Source organism: Methyloversatilis discipulorum (assembly GCF_000385375.1).
Taxonomy (GTDB): domain Bacteria; phylum Pseudomonadota; class Gammaproteobacteria; order Burkholderiales; family Rhodocyclaceae; genus Methyloversatilis; species Methyloversatilis discipulorum_A.
On record NZ_ARVV01000001.1, the window covers coordinates 3,778,572 to 3,794,967 of the forward strand.

19 protein-coding genes are annotated in these 16,396 nt (G+C 67.8%); 4 read left to right on the forward strand and 15 right to left on the reverse strand.

The genetic code is table 11. The features are described from left to right. Positions 1–12: 12 nt before the first annotated feature. The 13 genes from METRZ18153_RS0117620 to METRZ18153_RS0117680 form a co-directional block, all read right to left on the reverse strand. Complete coding sequence (locus METRZ18153_RS0117620) at positions 13–1,161, reverse strand: DegT/DnrJ/EryC1/StrS family aminotransferase (protein ID WP_024300787.1); 1,149 nt, start codon at positions 1,159–1,161, stop codon at positions 13–15. Between the two features lie 14 nt (positions 1,162–1,175). Further along, the gene (locus tag METRZ18153_RS0117625; RefSeq protein ID WP_029143857.1) at positions 1,176–1,439 is read right to left on the reverse strand and encodes a hypothetical protein; all 264 of its coding nucleotides are present in this window, start codon (positions 1,437–1,439) and stop codon (positions 1,176–1,178) included. Position 1,440: 1 nt separating this feature from the next. Beyond that, positions 1,441–1,656, reverse strand: a complete 216-nt coding sequence (gene nifT / locus METRZ18153_RS0117630) for a putative nitrogen fixation protein NifT (protein WP_019916619.1) — start codon at positions 1,654–1,656, stop codon at positions 1,441–1,443. Positions 1,657–1,686: 30 nt separating this feature from the next. Continuing rightward, entirely contained in the window at positions 1,687–2,823 is a 1,137-nt protein-coding gene (locus METRZ18153_RS0117635; RefSeq protein WP_020165991.1) for a cysteine desulfurase family protein, read from the reverse strand. After that, on the reverse strand, positions 2,820–3,191 hold the full coding sequence (locus METRZ18153_RS0117640; RefSeq protein ID WP_019916617.1) for a DUF3024 domain-containing protein: 372 nt from the start codon (positions 3,189–3,191) through the stop codon (positions 2,820–2,822). The genes METRZ18153_RS0117635 and METRZ18153_RS0117640 overlap by 4 nt, the downstream gene beginning before the upstream one ends. Positions 3,192–3,205: 14 nt before the next feature. Further along, positions 3,206–3,475 (reverse strand): nitrogen fixation protein NifZ, encoded by a 270-nt coding sequence (locus METRZ18153_RS0117645; RefSeq protein WP_029143858.1) that lies wholly within the window; start codon positions 3,473–3,475, stop codon positions 3,206–3,208. After that, entirely contained in the window at positions 3,468–3,821 is a 354-nt protein-coding gene (locus METRZ18153_RS0117650) for a nitrogen fixation protein NifZ (protein WP_019916615.1), read from the reverse strand. The genes METRZ18153_RS0117645 and METRZ18153_RS0117650 overlap by 8 nt, the downstream gene beginning before the upstream one ends. Beyond that, positions 3,814–4,614, reverse strand: coding sequence for a 4Fe4S-binding leucine-rich repeat protein (locus METRZ18153_RS0117655; protein ID WP_232416081.1), 801 nt, complete (start codon positions 4,612–4,614; stop codon positions 3,814–3,816). The genes METRZ18153_RS0117650 and METRZ18153_RS0117655 overlap by 8 nt, the downstream gene beginning before the upstream one ends. After that, entirely contained in the window at positions 4,611–5,171 is a 561-nt protein-coding gene (locus tag METRZ18153_RS0117660) for a hypothetical protein (protein WP_020165994.1), read from the reverse strand. The genes METRZ18153_RS0117655 and METRZ18153_RS0117660 overlap by 4 nt, the downstream gene beginning before the upstream one ends. Positions 5,172–5,181: 10 nt before the next feature. After that, positions 5,182–5,607, reverse strand: a complete 426-nt coding sequence (locus METRZ18153_RS0117665) for a HesB/IscA family protein (RefSeq protein WP_020165995.1) — start codon at positions 5,605–5,607, stop codon at positions 5,182–5,184. A gap of 7 nt (positions 5,608–5,614) precedes the next feature. After that, positions 5,615–5,824, reverse strand: coding sequence for a 4Fe-4S binding protein (locus tag METRZ18153_RS0117670; RefSeq protein ID WP_019916611.1), 210 nt, complete (start codon positions 5,822–5,824; stop codon positions 5,615–5,617). A gap of 53 nt (positions 5,825–5,877) precedes the next feature. Further along, the gene (gene nifB, locus METRZ18153_RS0117675; RefSeq protein ID WP_020165996.1) at positions 5,878–7,452 is read right to left on the reverse strand and encodes a nitrogenase cofactor biosynthesis protein NifB; all 1,575 of its coding nucleotides are present in this window, start codon (positions 7,450–7,452) and stop codon (positions 5,878–5,880) included. Positions 7,453–7,618: 166 nt separating this feature from the next. Next, positions 7,619–9,181 (reverse strand): flavin monoamine oxidase family protein, encoded by a 1,563-nt coding sequence (locus METRZ18153_RS0117680; protein WP_020165997.1) that lies wholly within the window; start codon positions 9,179–9,181, stop codon positions 7,619–7,621. Between the two features lie 253 nt (positions 9,182–9,434). On the opposite strand from METRZ18153_RS0117680, the gene METRZ18153_RS0117685 reads away from it, so the two are divergent. Genes METRZ18153_RS0117685 through METRZ18153_RS0117695 form a run of 3 tightly spaced genes read left to right on the forward strand, consistent with a single transcriptional unit; the run spans position 9,435 to position 11,668 of the window. Further along, positions 9,435–10,946 (forward strand): protein adenylyltransferase SelO, encoded by a 1,512-nt coding sequence (locus METRZ18153_RS0117685; RefSeq protein ID WP_020165998.1) that lies wholly within the window; start codon positions 9,435–9,437, stop codon positions 10,944–10,946. Positions 10,947–10,976: 30 nt separating this feature from the next. Next, positions 10,977–11,411 (forward strand): Ohr family peroxiredoxin, encoded by a 435-nt coding sequence (locus METRZ18153_RS0117690; RefSeq protein ID WP_020165999.1) that lies wholly within the window; start codon positions 10,977–10,979, stop codon positions 11,409–11,411. 14 nt (positions 11,412–11,425) lie between these two features. Next, entirely contained in the window at positions 11,426–11,668 is a 243-nt protein-coding gene (locus METRZ18153_RS0117695; RefSeq protein WP_020166000.1) for a hypothetical protein, read from the forward strand. A gap of 32 nt (positions 11,669–11,700) precedes the next feature. Here the strand turns inward: METRZ18153_RS0117695 and nifA are convergent, their stop codons facing one another. Further along, the gene (gene nifA / locus METRZ18153_RS0117700; protein WP_020166001.1) at positions 11,701–13,344 is read right to left on the reverse strand and encodes a nif-specific transcriptional activator NifA; all 1,644 of its coding nucleotides are present in this window, start codon (positions 13,342–13,344) and stop codon (positions 11,701–11,703) included. 480 nt (positions 13,345–13,824) lie between these two features. Between nifA and METRZ18153_RS0117705 the strand changes: the two genes are divergently transcribed. Further along, positions 13,825–14,238 carry a SoxR reducing system RseC family protein gene (locus METRZ18153_RS0117705; protein WP_029143859.1) on the forward strand — a complete coding sequence of 138 codons (414 nt, stop codon included), beginning with the start codon at positions 13,825–13,827 and terminating at the stop codon, positions 14,236–14,238. Between the two features lie 9 nt (positions 14,239–14,247). Here the strand turns inward: METRZ18153_RS0117705 and leuA are convergent, their stop codons facing one another. Continuing rightward, positions 14,248–15,954, reverse strand: coding sequence for a 2-isopropylmalate synthase (gene leuA / locus METRZ18153_RS0117710; protein ID WP_020166003.1), 1,707 nt, complete (start codon positions 15,952–15,954; stop codon positions 14,248–14,250). Positions 15,955–16,396 lie beyond the last annotated feature (442 nt).

Below are 16,396 nucleotides of genomic sequence, written 5' to 3' on the forward strand. Positions count from 1 at the left end.
TCGTAACGCGGTTCAGTAGATGGCGGCACCGGCGCCGACGTTGGTGGCCGCGTCCTTCAGCGTCTTCACCACGAAGCGCACTTCGTCCTGCTCGATGAAGCCGTGGAAGGGCAAGGCCAGCGAGCGGTCGGCGATGCGGTCGGTGTTGGCGAGCTGGCCGCGCTTGTAGCCGTAGCTCTGGTAATGGAACTGCTGGTGCAGCGGCCGGCTGTAAGCGGCCGCCTCGATCGCTTCGGTGTCGAGATCCTCGATCAGCTGCGCGCGCGCGCTGGCGGTGAAGCGCTTGCCCAGATGCACGACGTAGAGCATCCAGTGCACCTCATCGACGTCCTGCGCCAGATAGGGCGGCTTGATGCCCTCGAAGGTCTGCATCTGTTCGTGGTACCAGACCTCGACCTGCTTGCGCCGCGCGTGGATCTCGTCGATGCGCTCAGCCTGGGCGATGCCGATGGCCGCGGTGACGTCACTCATGTTGGCCGAGAAGGGCACGCGGCTGCCGACCGACACCGAGTTGCGATCGCTCAGCCCGTGCGCACGCAGGTAGCGCAGTTCGCTGGCCAGACGTGCGTCGTCGGTCAGCACCATGCCGCCCTCGCCGCAGTTCAGCGCCAACGGTTGCGAGAAGTCGAAGATGGACAGGTCGCCGAAGGTGCCGACCAGTTCGCCGAGGTAGCGCGAGCCGATCGCTTCGGTCGAATCCTCGATCAGCGCAAGCCCATGCGCGTCGGCAATGTCGCGCAGCGGCTTCCACGCGGCCGGATGGCCGTTGCAGTTGTTGCCGATGATGGCGCGCGTGTTCGGCGTGATGCGCGTCAGCACCGATTCCGGCGCCACCGCACCGGACCAGTAGTCGATGTCGGCCAGCACCGGCGTGGCACCCGCATGCACGATGGCGTGCGCGATGTGGTGCCAGCTGTAGGCGCTGGCGATCACTTCGTCGCCCGGGCCGATGCCGAGCGCGCGCAGCGCCATCCAGGCACCTGCCATGCCGCTCGACACGGCCACCGCGTAGCGGCGCCCGTGCAGGTCGGCGAACACCGACTCGAAAGCTTCCACCATCGGGCCGCCCGACAGCCGGCCGGAACGCATCACCTGCTCCACCAGCTGAGCTTCGCGTTCGCCGACGTCGGCGAGTGAAAGCGGTATCCAGTCGCTGTCCATGTTCATCTCCCGGTTCAGGTGTGCTGGGTCAGCACGATGCCGTGCGCTGCCAGCGGGTCGGGCGTAACCGACCAGCAATGTCCGTCGCTGTGCATCAGGAAAAGATCGCGGTCGCCGATGCGCAGCGCGGGCTTCTCGCCGCGCATGTCGAATGCGTCGACCGCCGAGGCGCGGACGCCGGGCAGAGCGAGGCGCACGCCGGCAATGGCCTCGCCCAGCGTCGGTGCCGCCAGCGCGATGCGGGCGATCTCGCCCAACTGATCTGCACTCAGCGCCACGTCACTCGCGTCCGCCGGTCAGGCGGGCCTCCACCGTGATCGGCAGCCGGGTGTCGGCGGCCATCTCGGGCAGGTCCAGCGTCCACCCGTTGGCGAGCGTGATCTGGCCGCCCCACATGTCCGGGCGCTCCATCTGCACGATGGGTTCTTCCAGGTCCTTCTTCGGCACGTAGAGCGACAGTTCGCCCTTGCTGCTCTTGCGGATCATGACTTTCATGGCGGACTTCCTCGTGGTGACGTGTCGACTTCAGGCCGCCGCGGCGGCCGTTTCGGATTGCAGACTGCGCAGTACATGGACGACGCGGGCGAGGTGTTCGCCGTCGGTATCGCGACCCAGCGACAGGCGGATCGCCTCGCGTGCGAGCGCCGGCGACACGCCCATCGCGGCCAGCACGTGCGACGGCTCGCTGCCGCCGGACGAACAGGCTGCCCCCGATGCGGCGAGGATGCCTTCGCGCTCCAGCCGGCCCAGCAGACGGTCGGCCGACTGGCCCGCAACGGCGATGAAAAGCGTGTTGGGCAGGCGCGGCGCGCCTTCGCCGAACACCGTCAGGCCGGTCAGCGTTTCGCGCAGCGCGTCTTCGAGCGCGTCGCGCAGCGCGCCCAGGCGCAGCGTTTCGGCCTGCATCGTCGCGCGCGCCTGACGCGCCGCGACGGCAAAGCCGGCGATGCCCGGCATGTTCTCGGTGCCGCCGCGGCGGCCGCGCTCCTGCTGGCCCGGCAGCAGCGCCGGCCAGCTCAGTCCCTTGCGAACGACGAGCGCGCCGCAGCCCTTGGGTCCGCCGAACTTGTGGGCGGACATCGACATCAGGTCCACGCCCCAGCCGGCGAAATCCAGCGGTAGCCGGCCGGCCTGCTGGGTGGCATCCACATGCAGCGGCACGGCGGCCGCGCGCGCGGCGGCGGCCACCTCGACCACCGGCTGCAGCACGCCGGTCTCGTTGTTCGCCGCCATCACCGACAGCAGCGCGGCCGGGCGTTCGAGCGCGGCGTGCAGTGCGTCGAGACGCAGCACACCGCGCCCATCCACCGGCAGCAGTTCGACCTCGACACCGAAGTCGCGCATGCGTTGCGCCGCCTTCAGGAAGCCGGCATGCTCGACCGCCGACAGCAGCACCCGCGGCGGCACACCGGGGCGCGACAGCGCGCCAGCGAGCACCTGGTTGTTCGCCTCGGTGGCGCCGCTGGTGAACACCACCTCGACCGGCTGCGCGCCGGCCAGCGCCGCCACCTCGGCGCGCGCGGCTGTCAGCGCCGACTTCGCGCGCTGGCCAAAGCCGTGTTTGGACGAGGGATTGCCCCAGCCATCGCGCAGGCAGTCGGTCACCGCCTCGATCACCTCGGGCAGCGGCGGTGTGGTCGCGTTGTGGTCGAGGTAGATCATGGCCAGAACACCCGGTGCGGGTCGTGCACGATGAGGTCGAGCAGGCGGTCCAGGCTGTTCGAGCGCGAGTGCTGCACCCAGCCACCGAGCAGATGGTCGCAGGCATAGAGCACCCAGCTCGCGTCCTCGTGGCGGATGCGCGCGATATCTATCGTTCCGCCCTCGGGGTCGACATTGCGCGAGCAACAGGGGCTGGTGATGATCCAGCCGTCGTCGGTGTCGTGCAGTGCCGGATGCACGTAGCGATAGCGCTCGCGTGCCGCCAGCGCGCGCAGCACGCGCCGGCGCAGCAGTTCGGTCTCGGCGACGACCACGCTGCCGACGGGCGCCGGCGCGTTGCGGAGCGGGCTCAGGGCATGGACGTTCATCGCGCGCGCACCGGTCAGACCGGCGCGATCTCCTCTTCCAGCACGCCGATCACGCAGGGGCGCGGCGCGCCATCGACGCCGCTCGGACCGTCGGCGAATTCGACCATGTAGATCGGAATGTTGGCTTCTTCGTGGTGGCCGATCTGCACCACCTCGCCGGCCGCCCCCTCTGCCACCAGCAGTGCGTCCAGCGGCACCTCGGGATGGGAGCCATCGTTGAACAGGTCTATCGTCGCGGCGACGCGCTGACCCCAGCGGAACTTCGGTTCGCGCAATTCAAACACCGTCGCCTCCCACCTTGATGGCTGCCAGTTGATGGACGCGCTCGCCCAGCACCTCGACCACGTGCGGCGGCAGGTTGTCGAGCGACACCAGTTCGCGCCCGCGCATGCCGACCCGGTGGCCGGTGCCGAGGAATTCGACGGCGTAGATGTAGTACTGCTGCAGGAAGGTGCCGATCGACGTGACGAAGCCGACGTCGCCCTTCTTCGCCAGCACCTCGCCGATGTCCTTGCCGCAATAGGTGCCGTCGTTGCGTATCGTGTAGCGGCTCACCACGCGCTCGCCGTACTTGAATACCGGCGGCGCGGTCAGTTCGACGGTATCGCTGTCGCGACTGATGTCACCCATGTCGATCTCCTTGTTCCCGATCCAGTTCGTTCAGGCGCGCGCACGCTTCGGCGCGCACATCCGCTTCCTCGTCGCCGGCCGACATCTGCAGCGCAAGCGCACGGCCGGCGCGGCCGGCCACCAGCCAGCGCACCTCCCAGGCGGGGTCGTGCGCCATGCGGTAGAGCTGGGCCGTCGGCAGCCGCTGCGCCACCTCCTTGCGTATCGATATCTCCGGGTCGTCGCACATGCGCAGCAGCGCCGGCATGTCCAGCCGTCGCACCGCCTCCAGCCTGACCTCGGGATCGCTGTCGTCGAGCATGCGCGGCAGCAGCGCTGCCGGCAGGCGCTGCGCCACCAGCTTGCGCACGTAGTAGTCCTCGTCGCCGGCCATGGCGAGCAGTTCTCGCCCTTCGAGCCGCATGGCGACGCGGATGCGCACTTCGCGATGCGGGTCGTCGCGCAGCTTCACCACCTGCGCCAGCGGCAGGCGCACCGCCACCGACAGGCGCACCGTCTCGTCCTCGTCGTCGATCAGCGACTGCAGGCGGAACACGTCGGCACGGCGGCAGGCGATGGCGCGCACTTCAAAATAGGGGTGATGCAGGAAGGTATTGCTGAGGTCGGGATTCCAGCGGAAGAAGCGGTCGATGCGCTTGGCGTAGCGGTCCTGCACGCAGGCGCGCCCGCGCTCGCAGCGGGCACCGAGCAGTTCGGCGTCGCAGAGCGAACAGTCGAGATCGTCGCCGCTCCAGGCCAGCGGCGGAATATCGTCCGACGGATCGTACGAGGCCTGCGGCAGCGTGCTCATCATGGCGCGGCTCCAAGCGCTGTCGCGATGTCCGGGCAGTCCTCGTAACCGAGGTCATCGCGTCCCATGCGCGCAAGCACGTCGCCTATCACCCGGTGACCGACCTTGTCCTCCGGATCCATCACCGCCAGCCTGGCCAGCGCGGCGCGACCGACGTCGAGTTCGCCCAGACGCGCGCTCAGATAGGCGTAGCCCTTGAGCGAGAACAGCCAGAAGCGCGGCATCGGCTCCAGCGCGCGAAAGCGCGCGTCGGCCTCGACTCGCCGCCAGTCCGCCGGCAGACCGAGCGCCGCCGCCGCACAGGCGATGGCGCGCTCGCCGACGTCGCGCGCCGCGCGCAGCCGGTTGCCATAGAAGTGGAAGCGATAGAGCGCGATCAGCGTCGCCGGGTGCGAAGGCGCGAGTGCGTGCGCCTCGTCGAGCAAGGCCTGCGCCTCGGCAACGCGGTTGCGGATCAGGCCGGCGCGCGCGATCAGCGCTTCGGCCTCGGGCGGCAGCCCGCGACCGAGCACGGCGAGGCCGGGATCGGCCAGATCGTCGTGGGCATCGATCGCCTGCATGACCGCCTCCTCAACCGCGACGGATGCTGTCGAGGCCGACCGTCGCGACGCCGGGCATCGCGTGGCCGTGGCCGTGACCGTGTGCGTGCTGCTGCACGCCCGGTGCGCCGGCCGGTGCGCTGCTGCTGCATGCGCACGGTGCCTGGTTCGGGTTGATGAAGGTGAGCCCGCTCTTGGTCGGCGTGTCGGCGAAATCGACGGTCACGCCTTCGAGCAGCAGGCGCGACTCGGCCGGCAGGAACAGCCGCACACCGGAGGCCTCGACCACCGAGTCGCCGCTCAGTGGTGCCGCCACGACCGTGAACTCGGAGTTCAGGCCGGAGCAGCCGCCGGCGCTGACCAGCAGGCGAAAGCCGGCACCTTCCGGTTCGCCGGAAAAGCGCACCATGCGCTGGATGAATTTCGCCGCAGCCGGCGTCAGGGTCAGTTGGGTCATGTTGTCCTCAGGCAGCCTGGGTCTGGAGTGGGAGGATGCAGTCGTCGATCGGGCACACCGCGACGCACTGCGGGGTGTCGTAATCGCCTTCGCATTCGGTGCATTTGTCGGGATCGATGACAAACAGGTTCTTGAGCTCGCTGATCGCCTCGTTCGGGCATTCCGGCTCACAGGCCGAACAGCCCGTACAGAGGTTGGCAATGATCTTCAAAGACATGGTTCTCTCCTTTCGTTCGGACCGCGGCACTCGCCGCGGTCCATCCGGAAACGTCAGGCGGCTGCGGTGAAGGCGCCCTGGCGGATCGATGCGTCGCCGCGCTCGGCGTGCGCGATCTCGCCGCGTGCAACCCGGCCGGTGTAGTCGGCGAACCACGACAGCGCGGCCTTCTCGATGAACTCGTCGGCATAGGCGTCGACCGGCTCGATGCCCGCGCCCTTCAGTTCGTCGCGCGGGCAGGCGCCGATCTTCGAAACCAGCACGGCGTGGCAGTCGTTGATCGCATTGACGATGGAGGGCAGCTGTTCGTCCTCGCCGTAGCCGCCCTGGCAGTACAGGTCGACCCGACGGTGACCGACGAACAGCGCTTCGCCCGCCGACACCTCGAAGATCTGGAACTCGTCGGCATGACCGAAGTGCTGGTTCACCCGGCCGCCACCCGTCGTGGCGACGGCGACCAGCACCTTGATGTCCTTCGCCGCCTCGTTGCCTTCGGTCGCGGCCAGCGCTTCGACCTTGGCTGCATGCTGCGCCTGACGCTCGGCTTCGACGCGCTCCTGGTAGGTACGGCGGCGGTCGAGGTCATAGACCACTTCCATCTCTTCGATCTTGTCGAGCGTGAATTCCTCGCTGCGGTCCTCGCCCAGCAGGCCGACCGCGTCGGCGCGGCACTGGCGGCAGTGGCGCATCAGGTTGGCGCCACCCATGCAGGCGTCCTGCACCGCCTTCAGCTCCTGCGCCGTGGGGCCACGCTGGCCGGTCAGGCCGAACACGGTGCCGTGCTCGGCTTCGGAAATGAGCGGCATGATGTTGTGCAGGAAGGCGCCGCGCGCCTTGACCGCCTTGTTCACCTCGATCATGTGTGCGTCATTGATGCCCGGGATGAGCACCGAGTTGATCTTGGTGAGCACGCCGCGGGCAGTCAGCATCTCCAGCCCCTTCATCTGCTGCTCGTGCAGGATGCGCGAGGCCTCGACGCCGGTGATGCGCTTGTGATCCCAGAAGATCCACGGGTAGATCTTGGCGCCGATCTCCGGATCGACCATGTTGATCGTGATGGTCACGTGGTCGATGTTGTACTTGCAGATCTCGTCGACCAGATCGGGCAGCGCCAGACCGTTGGTCGACAGACAGAGCTTGATGTCCGGCGCCTGCTCCTGGAGCATGCGGAAGGTGTCGAAGGTCTTCTTCGGGTTGGCCAGCGAGTCGCCGGGACCGGCCACGCCGAGCACCGTCATCTGCGGAATTTCGCTGGCCACCGCGACCACTTTCTTGACCGCCTGTTCCGGCGTCAGCTTCTGCGACACGACGCCCGGGCGCGACTCGTTCGAACAGTCGTACTTGCGGTTGCAGTAGTTGCACTGGATGTTGCAGGCCGGCGCCACCGCGACGTGCATGCGGGCGTAGTGGTGATGCGCCTCTTCCGAATAACAGGGGTGGTTCTTCACCTTCTCCCACACGTGGGCCGGCATGTCGTCGGGCCCGGCGGACGTTCCGCAGCTGGCCTTGCCTTCGCCGCCGGAGGTGCCACAGCCGACGTGAGCCGGCGCTTCCGCCGGGGTGGCCAGCACGTTGTGGCTGGACTTCAGGTCAGCCAGGCTGACATAGCTCGCTGCTGCACTTTCCATGACCTACTCCTTGTTCTGCTGACGCGCGATGTGGGCTGGCAGACGAGGGATAGCCATTTCCGTGCCAAAGTGATTTCGTCATTCGATTCATTGACTTGGCGCGATCCGGACAGGATTCGTCCGGTGGTCGGAAACCTACGCTTGCGACAAAGCACACAAAGCGGCGTCAGCCACGCACCGGCATGCGGTCGACCAGCATCTGGTTCAGCGACTGGGCGAATGCGCGCCAGGCGAGCGCGAGGTCGTGGCGGATGCGCGCGACGTAGTCGGGCGACGGCGCGTGTTCGTCCGGAAAGTTGGAAAGCGCACAGGACGTACGGTTGTGCTGCAGCGCCTCGCCCACCAGCCCGTCGCTGAAGCCGGAGAAGGGCGCCAGCAGCGACGGCGTCAGCGCACAGCGGCCGCGCTCGATGGCGACCTCACTCAGGTCGAAGTCCAGCGTCTCGAGCCGGCGCAGCGCCTCGGCATACACGTGGTCGACAACCGCACACAGCACGGCGTGCGTCATGTCGATACTGCGCTGTGCGCTCAGTGCGCGCACCACGCTCTGCCGGTACAGCTCGCCGGCCTGATTGCGCAGCGCGCCCACCCAGTCGACGAACTCGGCAACGCTGCCGTCGTTGGCCGGCGACGGCGGCAAGGCGAGCGGTACCCCGACGAGGCGGGCGGCGACGCGCGCCGCGGCATCCAGAGCGCCCTCGAGATAGCCAGCGCCGCGCGTGGCCGTCTCGCTGCCGGCCAGGTGCAGGCGGCCTGACCAGTGCGGTGCGGCAAGCAGCGGCACGTCGTCCTCCGGATGCCCGCCGGGCTCGGCCAGGTCGAGCGCGCTGCATGTCATCGGCTCGCGGGCCCAGTCGCGCAGATGCAGGTCGCCCGCTTCCACCGCCGGGCCGAACAGCTGCGCGAACTGACTGCGCACCATCAGTTCGAGCGCCGGTGCGCTGGCCGCGCGCAGGGCCGGCGACAGTGCGACAAAGCCGCCCAGCGCAGCCGCCTCTCCGGTGCCGTCGCAGGCATCGAACACCTCGCCGAGTACCGCCTGCGGATGCGACACGAAGGCGTTGCCGGAAAGTCCGTCGCTGCGCCAGTGCGCGCGATCACAACGCACGAAGGCCTTGGCCTGCGCCGCCATCCAGGTCGGCTGGTCCTGCATCGCCTGACGCAGCGGCGCGTCGAGCGCCGGCTCGAACACGATCTGTTCCGCCGCCAGCCGCGGCGGCAGCGCGAGCACGACGCTGCGCGCCGCGATGACGAAGGACTCACCACCCCCGGTGCAGTGCACCTCGACGCGGTCGCTGCGTGCGACCAGCCGGCGGACGGTGCAGCCGGTGCGCAGACGGTCGTGCGACAGCCGGCGCAGCAAGGCACCGGTCAGCGCCGCCATGCCTCCGACCAGCCGCCGCGCGCCATTGTGTATCGCCGCGCTGCCGAGCGCTTCCGGATTGCCATCCGGCTGCTGCAGATGCAGCACGACGCCCTCGTCATGCTGCGGAAAGGTTTCCAGCCCCAGATCCGCGATCAGCCTGACCATGCGCGGCTGCGACTGCGGCCAGTACCAGCCGGGGCCGAGATCGAGGGCAGCCGCCCCCGCTGTTGCGGGGACCGTATCCACGCGCCCGCCGGCGCGCGGCCGTGCCTCGACCAGCAGCACGCTGCGTCCGGCCGCTTCGAGCCGGCGGGTGATCTCGAGGCCGCACAGTCCGGCACCGACGATGAGGGTATCGAGCATGGGATCACTCCTTCGAACATCAGATGCACGGGGTCAGCAAGCATCGCGCCACCACCGACGACACCGCCGCACGTCGGCTGTTGCTGGCGTCGGCACGACAGGCGCGTCGCGTTTGTCGCAGTTGCAACAGCGCCGCATGCAATCGACCGACACCGCGACCCGGCATGCCAGGGGCCACTGCCGCACCGCGCCGTCATCCGTCCGTCGCTTGCCCGATTCTTGCTGCGCGTCGTGATCATTGCGGAATGCACTCATGAACGCGCCCCTGTCCCGACCTCCGCTGTCCGCGCTCGAATCGCTGCGCCTGGGCAGCCGCTATGCCCGCCTGCCGGACGCCTTTCACACGCGGCTGGCGCCGGCACCGCTGCCGTCGCCGCATCTGGTTGCCGCCAGCGCGGACGTTGCGGCGTTGATCGGACTCGATCCGGCCGAGACGATGCGCCCCGAATTCGTCGAACTGTTCTCCGGCAACCGCCTGCCCGATGGCGCGGAGCCGCTGGCCGCGGTCTACGGTGGCCACCAGTTCGGCAGCTGGTCGGGTCGTCTGGGCGACGGCCGCGCCCATCTGCTCGGCGACGTCGATACACCGCACGGCCGGCTGGAACTGCAGCTGAAGGGCGCCGGCCCGACGCCCTACTCGCGCTTTTCCGATGGCCGCGCAGTGCTGCGCTCGTCGATCCGCGAATTCCTCTGTTCGGAAGCGATGGCCGCGCTCGGCGTGCCGACCACCCGCGCACTGTGCGTGATCGGATCGCCGCTGCCGGTACAGCGCGAGCAGACGGAAACCGCCGCCGTCGTCACCCGCGTTGCGCCGAGCTTCGTGCGCTTCGGCAGCTTCGAGCACTTCACGGCGGAAGACGACGTCGCCTCGCTGCGCACGCTGGCCGACCACGTGATCGATCACTTCCGGCCGCAGCTGCGCGATACGTCGCAGCCTTGTGCCGCGCTGCTGGCCGACATCGCGCAGCGCACCGGCGAGCTGGTCGCGCACTGGCAGGCGATCGGCTTCATGCACGGCGTGATGAACACCGACAACATGTCGGCGCTGGGGCTGACGCTGGACTACGGGCCGTTCGCCTTCATGGACACCTTCGATGCCGGTCGCATCTGCAATCACTCCGACACCTGGGGGCGCTACGCCTTCCGCACCCAGCCGCGCATCGCACAGTGGAACCTCTATGTGCTGGCCGATGCCTTCGGTCCGCTGATCGGCCATCCGGACCGAACGCGTGCGCTGGTCGATGACCACTTCCAGCCGGCCTTCGACGCGCGCTTCGGCGCCCTGATGAGGCAACGCCTCGGCTTCGCCACCGCGCAGCGAGGTGACGACGACTTCATCGGTGCAACGCTCGGTCTGCTGCAACTGCAGCGCGTCGATTACACCCTCTTCTTCCGTGCCCTGAGTCGCCTGCCCGGCAGCGTTGGGCGCGAGGATCGCGCAGCGCGCGACGCGCCGCTGCGCGACCTGTTCGTCGATCGCGAAGCCTGCGACGCCTGGCTGCTCGGCTGGCGCGCACGGCTGGCCGGCGAAGGCAGCGTCGATGCGCTGCGCCAGCCCGCCATGCTCGCCACCAACCCGTGCTACGTGCTGCGCAACTGGATGGCCGAGTCGGCGATCCGGCACGCCCGCGACGGCGATTTCGGCGAGGTGCGGGCGCTGCTCGACTGCCTGCGCCGCCCCTTCGACGAACGTCCGCAGTACGCGCACTACACCGCGCCGCCGCCCGACTGGGCTGACGGACTGACCGTCAGCTGTTCGAGCTGACGATACCGACCATCCACACCGGGAGCTGTCATGGACCTCATCTACAAAACCCGCATCTTCAGCCAGGGTGGCCGCAATGGCCGCGTGCAGAGCGAAGACGGCCTGCTGAAGCTGGACCTCGCCGCACCGGCGGAAATGGGCGGCAAGAAGCAGGGCGTCAATCCGGAACAGCTGTTCGCCGCCGCCTATGCCGCCTGTTTCGAGAATTCGGTACGCCACATCGTCCGCGCCGACCGACTGCCGGTGAAGGGCTGCATGGTCGAAGCCGAGGTGTCGCTGTTCAAGAACTTCGAGGAGGCCTACCGCATGGCCATCCGCTTTACCGCCGTCCTGCATGGCATCGACCAGCCGACCGCCGATTCGCTGGTGGAGCGCGCGCTCAAGGTGTGCCCCTACACCGATGCGACGAAGAACAACGTGACCGTCAGCGCCACCGCGGTGCTGGAAGATCCGGCGCTGGCGTGAAGGGAGCAGCGGTCATGACGTCGGAAACCGGATACTTCATCGACTGGAACGGCAACGCGCGCAGCGTGCAGGACGCCGGCGGCAACTTCACGGTCGAGGTCGACATGCCGTCGAAGTACGTGGCGCTCTATTCGAAGGGCGGCACACTGATGCACGAGGCGACCTTCTACCGCACGCTGGAGGACATCGCGAAGAAGGGCATCACCGCTGAATTGGTGCCCGGCTCCCACCCTTGGGGCATGCGCAACGAGTGGTGATCGGGCAGCGGGGCGTACGCCTCGCTGCCCCGTCAGAAGCGCCGCACCTCGATGTCGTACTTCTTCAGCGCATAGCCCATCTGCCGCGGCGTGATATTGAGCAGGCGGGCGGCCTTGGCCTGCACCCAGCCACACTGTTCCATCGCCCACACGAGACGGTCGCGTTCGCCGTCCGGCTTGTCATCGGACGGCGCCGGGCGGGACACCGGCGCCGCGTCGCCCGGCGGACTACAGGACTCGGCATCGCTGTCGGTGGACTCGTTGGCCACCGGCGACACCGCGTCGTCCTTCTTCACGAAATGCAGCACCTGCGTCAGGCAGCGATTGACCGAACAGGGGAAGTCCGACGCCTCGATCGCGTCGTGATGCGCCATCGTCGCGGTGCGCTCGATGCAGTTCTCCAGCTCGCGCACATTGCCCGGCCAGTAACAGTGCATCATCACCGCCTGCCCGCCCTGGGTCAGCTTCATGTTGCGGTCGTTCTCGCGGTTGAAGCGCTCCAGGAAGTGCTGCGTCAGTGCCGGAATGTCCTCGCGCCGCTCGCGCAGCGCCGGCAGGAAGATGCTCACCACATTGATGCGGAAGTACAGGTCGGCGCGGAAGGTGCCGGCCGCCACCATTTTTTCGAGGTTGCGGTTGGTCGCGCAGATCAGCCTCACATCGACCTTGATCGGCTTGCTGCCGCCGACGCGCTCGAACTCGCGCTCCTGCAGCACGCGCAGCAGCTTGGTCTGGAAAGCCGGCGAAATGTCGCCGATCTCGTCAAGGAAGAGCGTGCCGCCGTCGGCCAGTTCGAAACGCCCCTTGCGTTCGCCGGTGGCACCGGTGAAGGAGCCCTTCTCGTGACCGAACAGTTCCGATTCGAGCAGCGACTCGGACAGCGCCGCGCAATTGAGCTTGATGAAGGGGCCGGACTTGCGGGTGGACAGTTCGTGAATGGCGCGGGCAATCACTTCCTTGCCGGTGCCGCTTTCGCCGCGCAGCAGCACGGTCGACCGCGACGGCGCAACCTGGTGCGCCTCGGCGAACACCTGCTGCATGCGCGGCGAGGTGCCAACCACGTTGTCCAGCTTGAAGCGGCCGCGCGGCGCCTCGCGCCGCGCCTGCTTGGCCTGGTGCAGCAGACGTTCGTGCTCGTCGGTCACCACGCGCTGCAGGGCCACCGACTGCCCCATCAGATTGGCCGCCATCGACAGCACGCGCACGTCGCTTCCGAAGCCGCCGCGGCGCGATACCACGCGGTCGGCACACAGCACGCCCAGCATGTCGGCACCTGCACGTATCGGCACGCCGATGAAGGCGATGGTTTCGTCACCGGCGTCGTCGAGCGCGCCAGTGCGGTTCAGGAACAGCGGCTCGACCGAAATGTCCGGCACCACGACCGGCGAGCCGGAGGCGAACACGCGGCCGATGATGCCTTCGCCCGACCGGTAGCGCCCGCTCGACCATTCCTTGACCGACAGGCCGACTGCCGCAGCAAGGCTAAGCGCCTCGCCGCCGTCCTCGACCAGCGCAATCATCATGCGTCTGAAGTCGAGGTAGTGCGACAGCACGTTCAGTGCTTCGCGCAGGGTCTTCGTTACGTCCAGCGACGAGCTGAGTATCTTGCTCAGCTCGTACACGGTCACCAGTTCAACATTCGCGCGCGCATTCGTTTCGATGCCGTTCGCAGTCATGACAGCCCCCGATTGCTTCCCGAGGCGATTCCGGTCGTGCCGGTACGCCCTTTCATTCAGTGGCCCCTGCGTCCTTTTCTTATTGTCGGGGATCGGTCGGCAGTACTGCCGGCCACGGCGGAAATCCGCATGCGCTTCTCCACGCCTTGCAGCATCAAGCAAGGCGCGTACCCAGTGTCACAAAGCGGTCAATCGCAGGACGCCCGCGTAACAGCGCGCAGGAAAGCCGTTTGCGGGCAGGTACTTGGAAAGGGGAAGGGCGATCGGCCGGCGGGCGTGTCCGCTTTGGTGCAAGGCGTCACAAAACGGTGCTGCGACAGCGCTTGTCGGACTTGTCGCAAACAGCACAGGACGGCCCCCGCACCCCGTCAGCGATGAAATGCAGCGAAAGCTCACCGGACCGGCGTCGACGGCGGCAAGCGGATCGGTAAGCGGCGGCTGGCACGAGGATTGCGAGACAGCCGCCGGGAGGGAAGAGATATGACGGTCAGGGATACCCGGGTGGTGCAGGTCGACGGCACCCGCGTCACCGTCGGCGTCGAGAGCGCAACGGCCTGCAGCGGCTGCCGCTCGCAAACCGTCTGTGGCAGCGCGCCGAACACGCTGCATCAGCTCGAACTGCCCTCTGCGCAGGCCGCTTCGCTGCGCCCGGGCGACCTGGTCGCACTTGGCATCGACGACGACGCGCCGCTACGCGCCGTGATGCTGGCCTATCTGCCGCCGCTGGCCGGCCTGCTCGGCGGCATCGGCGCCGGCAGTCTGGCCGGCCTGCCGGATGTCGCCGTGCTGGCCTGTGGCGGCAGTGGTCTCTGCTTCGGTGCAGTCATCGCCCGCCTGCTCGCCGGCCACTGGCGGGAGAGCTGGCGGCCCAGAATCTGCGGCAGCGGTGACTGAGACCTGCGCTCAGGCCAGCGCCGGCGGCATGGTCGAGGCGAGGAAGTCGCGGCGCGCCGCCGGATCGAGCTTGGCGCAGGCCCGGTTGAGCCCGCTCAGGATGGCCAGCACCGACGCCGTCACGATGTTCCGGTGCATGCCGGCGCCGAAAGTGCTGCCCGGAAGCCCGTCGATGACGAATTCGGCGAAAGCCACCGCCGCCGCGTCAGCGCCGTGGCCGATCGCGCGCTCCTCGTAGTCGTGCAGGCGGGCGGGCACCTTGAGCGCATCGATCACGGCAGCGATCGGGCCATTGCCGCGGCCCGACAGCGTACGTTCGACGCCCTCGACCTTAACCATCAGTTCGATGCCCTGCTCGTCGCCGATCTCGCGCAGATGATGGGTGACATACTCGAACGGAACCGCTGGCTCGAAGTACTGCTGCGCGAACAGCTTCCAGATGTCGGCAGCGCGCACTTCCTGTCCGCTGGTGTCGGTGAGCTGCTGCACCGCGGTGCTGAACTCGACCTGCAGGCGACGCGGCAAGGTGACGCCGTATTCGCTTTCGAGCAGGAAGGCCACGCCGCCCTTGCCCGACTGGCTGTTCACGCGAATGATCGAATCGTAGGTGCGACCGACGTCGGCCGGATCGACCGGCAGATAGGGCACTTCCCAAATGGCGTCCGGCTGCTGCGCGGCGAGGCCCTTGCGGATCGCGTCCTGGTGCGAACCGGAGAAGGCGGTGAATACGAGGTCGCCGGCGTAGGGGTGGCGTGCATGCACTGGAATCTGCGTGCACTGTTCGACCGTCCGCGCGATATCGTTGATGCGCGAGAAATCGAGGCCCGGATCCACGCCCTGCGTGTAGAGGTTGAGCGCAAGCGTCACCAGATCGACGTTGCCGGTGCGCTCACCGTGGCCGAACAGGCAGCCTTCGACCCGGTCGGCACCGGCCATCACCGCCAGTTCGGCCGCCGCCACCGCGGTGCCGCGGTCGTTGTGCGGATGCACGCTGAGGATGACCGACTCGCGCTTGGCAAGATTGCGGTGCATCCACTCGATCTGGTCGGCGTAGTGATTGGGCGTGGCCACCTCCACCGTCGCCGGCAGGTTCAGGATGACCGGCCGCTCAGGCGTGCCGCCCCAGGCCTCGACCACGGCGTCGCACACCTCCTTGGCGAAGTCGAGTTCGGTCGCGGTGAACGTTTCCGGGCTGTACTGGAAGGTCCACTCGGTTTCCGGCTGCGCGTCGGTCAGGCGCTTGATGAGCAGGGTGCTGTCGACCGCGAGCTGCTTCACTTCGTCGCGGCTCATGTCGAACACGACGCGGCGGAAGGTGGGCGAGGTTGCGTTGTAAACATGCACGATGGCGCGCTTCGCGCCGCGCAAGGATTCGATGGTGCGTTCGATCAGGTGCGGCCGCGCCTGGGTGAGCACCTCGATGGTCACGTCGTCCGGGATGTGGCCGCCTTCGATCAGCGTGCGCACGAAGCTGAAGTCGGTGTCGGACGCCGACGGGAAGGCGACTTCGATCTGCTTGAAACCGATGTCGACCAGCATCTTGAACATGCGCATCTTGCGCTCGCCGTTCATCGGCTCGAACAGCGCCTGGTTGCCGTCGCGCAGATCGGTCGACATCCAGATCGGCGCGCGGGTAATGGTTTTCGACGGCCACTGTCGATCGGCGAGCGCGATCGGGGTGACGGGACGGTACTTCGTATTCGGCTGCTTCAACATGATGTGCTCCGGCAAATGGGAAGGATGCGTGGCCGGAATGCAGGGCTGTCAGGCGGCCACGGGTTTCCTGGCCTGACAACCGCTGCGCAGTCGCAGCATCGGGAAGGTTTGAAACAGCTCGAACATGATGGGAACGCTCCGGGAAAACGGAATTCACCTCCCGGTCCATCGACCGGAGGCAGGCACTGCACGACAGGAGGGGGAGTTTTATGTGCGCGCGGGGCGCAGCAGCAGACCCGACGCGAGCAGCGTCGAGGAGAGGAACAGCAGTTGGGTCTGGTGCGAGAGCATGGGCTCGACCATAGGCAAGCCGCGAAAAGCTGTCAAGCCTGAATTTCGCCAGCAAGCAGCTAGAATTGTGTTCTTTCGCCAGACCGCGGTCTGGCCCAAGCATGGAGCGGACATCCTGCAGGCTGCCGCTCCTGCTCTGGCAACGACACTC

Bases quoted from the DNA above. Each gene is read 5' to 3' on its own strand.
- METRZ18153_RS0117635 (WP_020165991.1), bottom strand. From the start codon at position 2,823: ATGATCTACCTCGACCACAACGCGACCACACCGCCGCTGCCCGAGGTG.
- METRZ18153_RS0117640 (WP_019916617.1), bottom strand. From the start codon at position 3,191: ATGAACGTCCATGCCCTGAGCCCGCTCCGCAACGCGCCGGCGCCCGTC.
- METRZ18153_RS0117655 (WP_232416081.1), bottom strand. From the start codon at position 4,614: ATGATGAGCACGCTGCCGCAGGCCTCGTACGATCCGTCGGACGATATT.
- METRZ18153_RS0117670 (WP_019916611.1), bottom strand. From the start codon at position 5,824: ATGTCTTTGAAGATCATTGCCAACCTCTGTACGGGCTGTTCGGCCTGT.
- nifT (WP_019916619.1), bottom strand. From the start codon at position 1,656: ATGAAAGTCATGATCCGCAAGAGCAGCAAGGGCGAACTGTCGCTCTAC.
- METRZ18153_RS0117620 (WP_024300787.1), bottom strand. From the start codon at position 1,161: ATGGACAGCGACTGGATACCGCTTTCACTCGCCGACGTCGGCGAACGC.
- METRZ18153_RS0117650 (WP_019916615.1), bottom strand. From the start codon at position 3,821: ATGGGTGACATCAGTCGCGACAGCGATACCGTCGAACTGACCGCGCCG.
- METRZ18153_RS0117680 (WP_020165997.1), bottom strand. From the start codon at position 9,181: ATGCTCGATACCCTCATCGTCGGTGCCGGACTGTGCGGCCTCGAGATC.
- nifB (WP_020165996.1), bottom strand. From the start codon at position 7,452: ATGGAAAGTGCAGCAGCGAGCTATGTCAGCCTGGCTGACCTGAAGTCC.
- METRZ18153_RS0117695 (WP_020166000.1), top strand. From the start codon at position 11,426: ATGACGTCGGAAACCGGATACTTCATCGACTGGAACGGCAACGCGCGC.
- METRZ18153_RS0117690 (WP_020165999.1), top strand. From the start codon at position 10,977: ATGGACCTCATCTACAAAACCCGCATCTTCAGCCAGGGTGGCCGCAAT.
- METRZ18153_RS0117665 (WP_020165995.1), bottom strand. From the start codon at position 5,607: ATGACCCAACTGACCCTGACGCCGGCTGCGGCGAAATTCATCCAGCGC.
- nifA (WP_020166001.1), bottom strand. From the start codon at position 13,344: ATGACTGCGAACGGCATCGAAACGAATGCGCGCGCGAATGTTGAACTG.
- METRZ18153_RS0117660 (WP_020165994.1), bottom strand. From the start codon at position 5,171: ATGCAGGCGATCGATGCCCACGACGATCTGGCCGATCCCGGCCTCGCC.
- METRZ18153_RS0117685 (WP_020165998.1), top strand. From the start codon at position 9,435: ATGAACGCGCCCCTGTCCCGACCTCCGCTGTCCGCGCTCGAATCGCTG.
- leuA (WP_020166003.1), bottom strand. From the start codon at position 15,954: ATGTTGAAGCAGCCGAATACGAAGTACCGTCCCGTCACCCCGATCGCG.
- METRZ18153_RS0117705 (WP_029143859.1), top strand. From the start codon at position 13,825: ATGACGGTCAGGGATACCCGGGTGGTGCAGGTCGACGGCACCCGCGTC.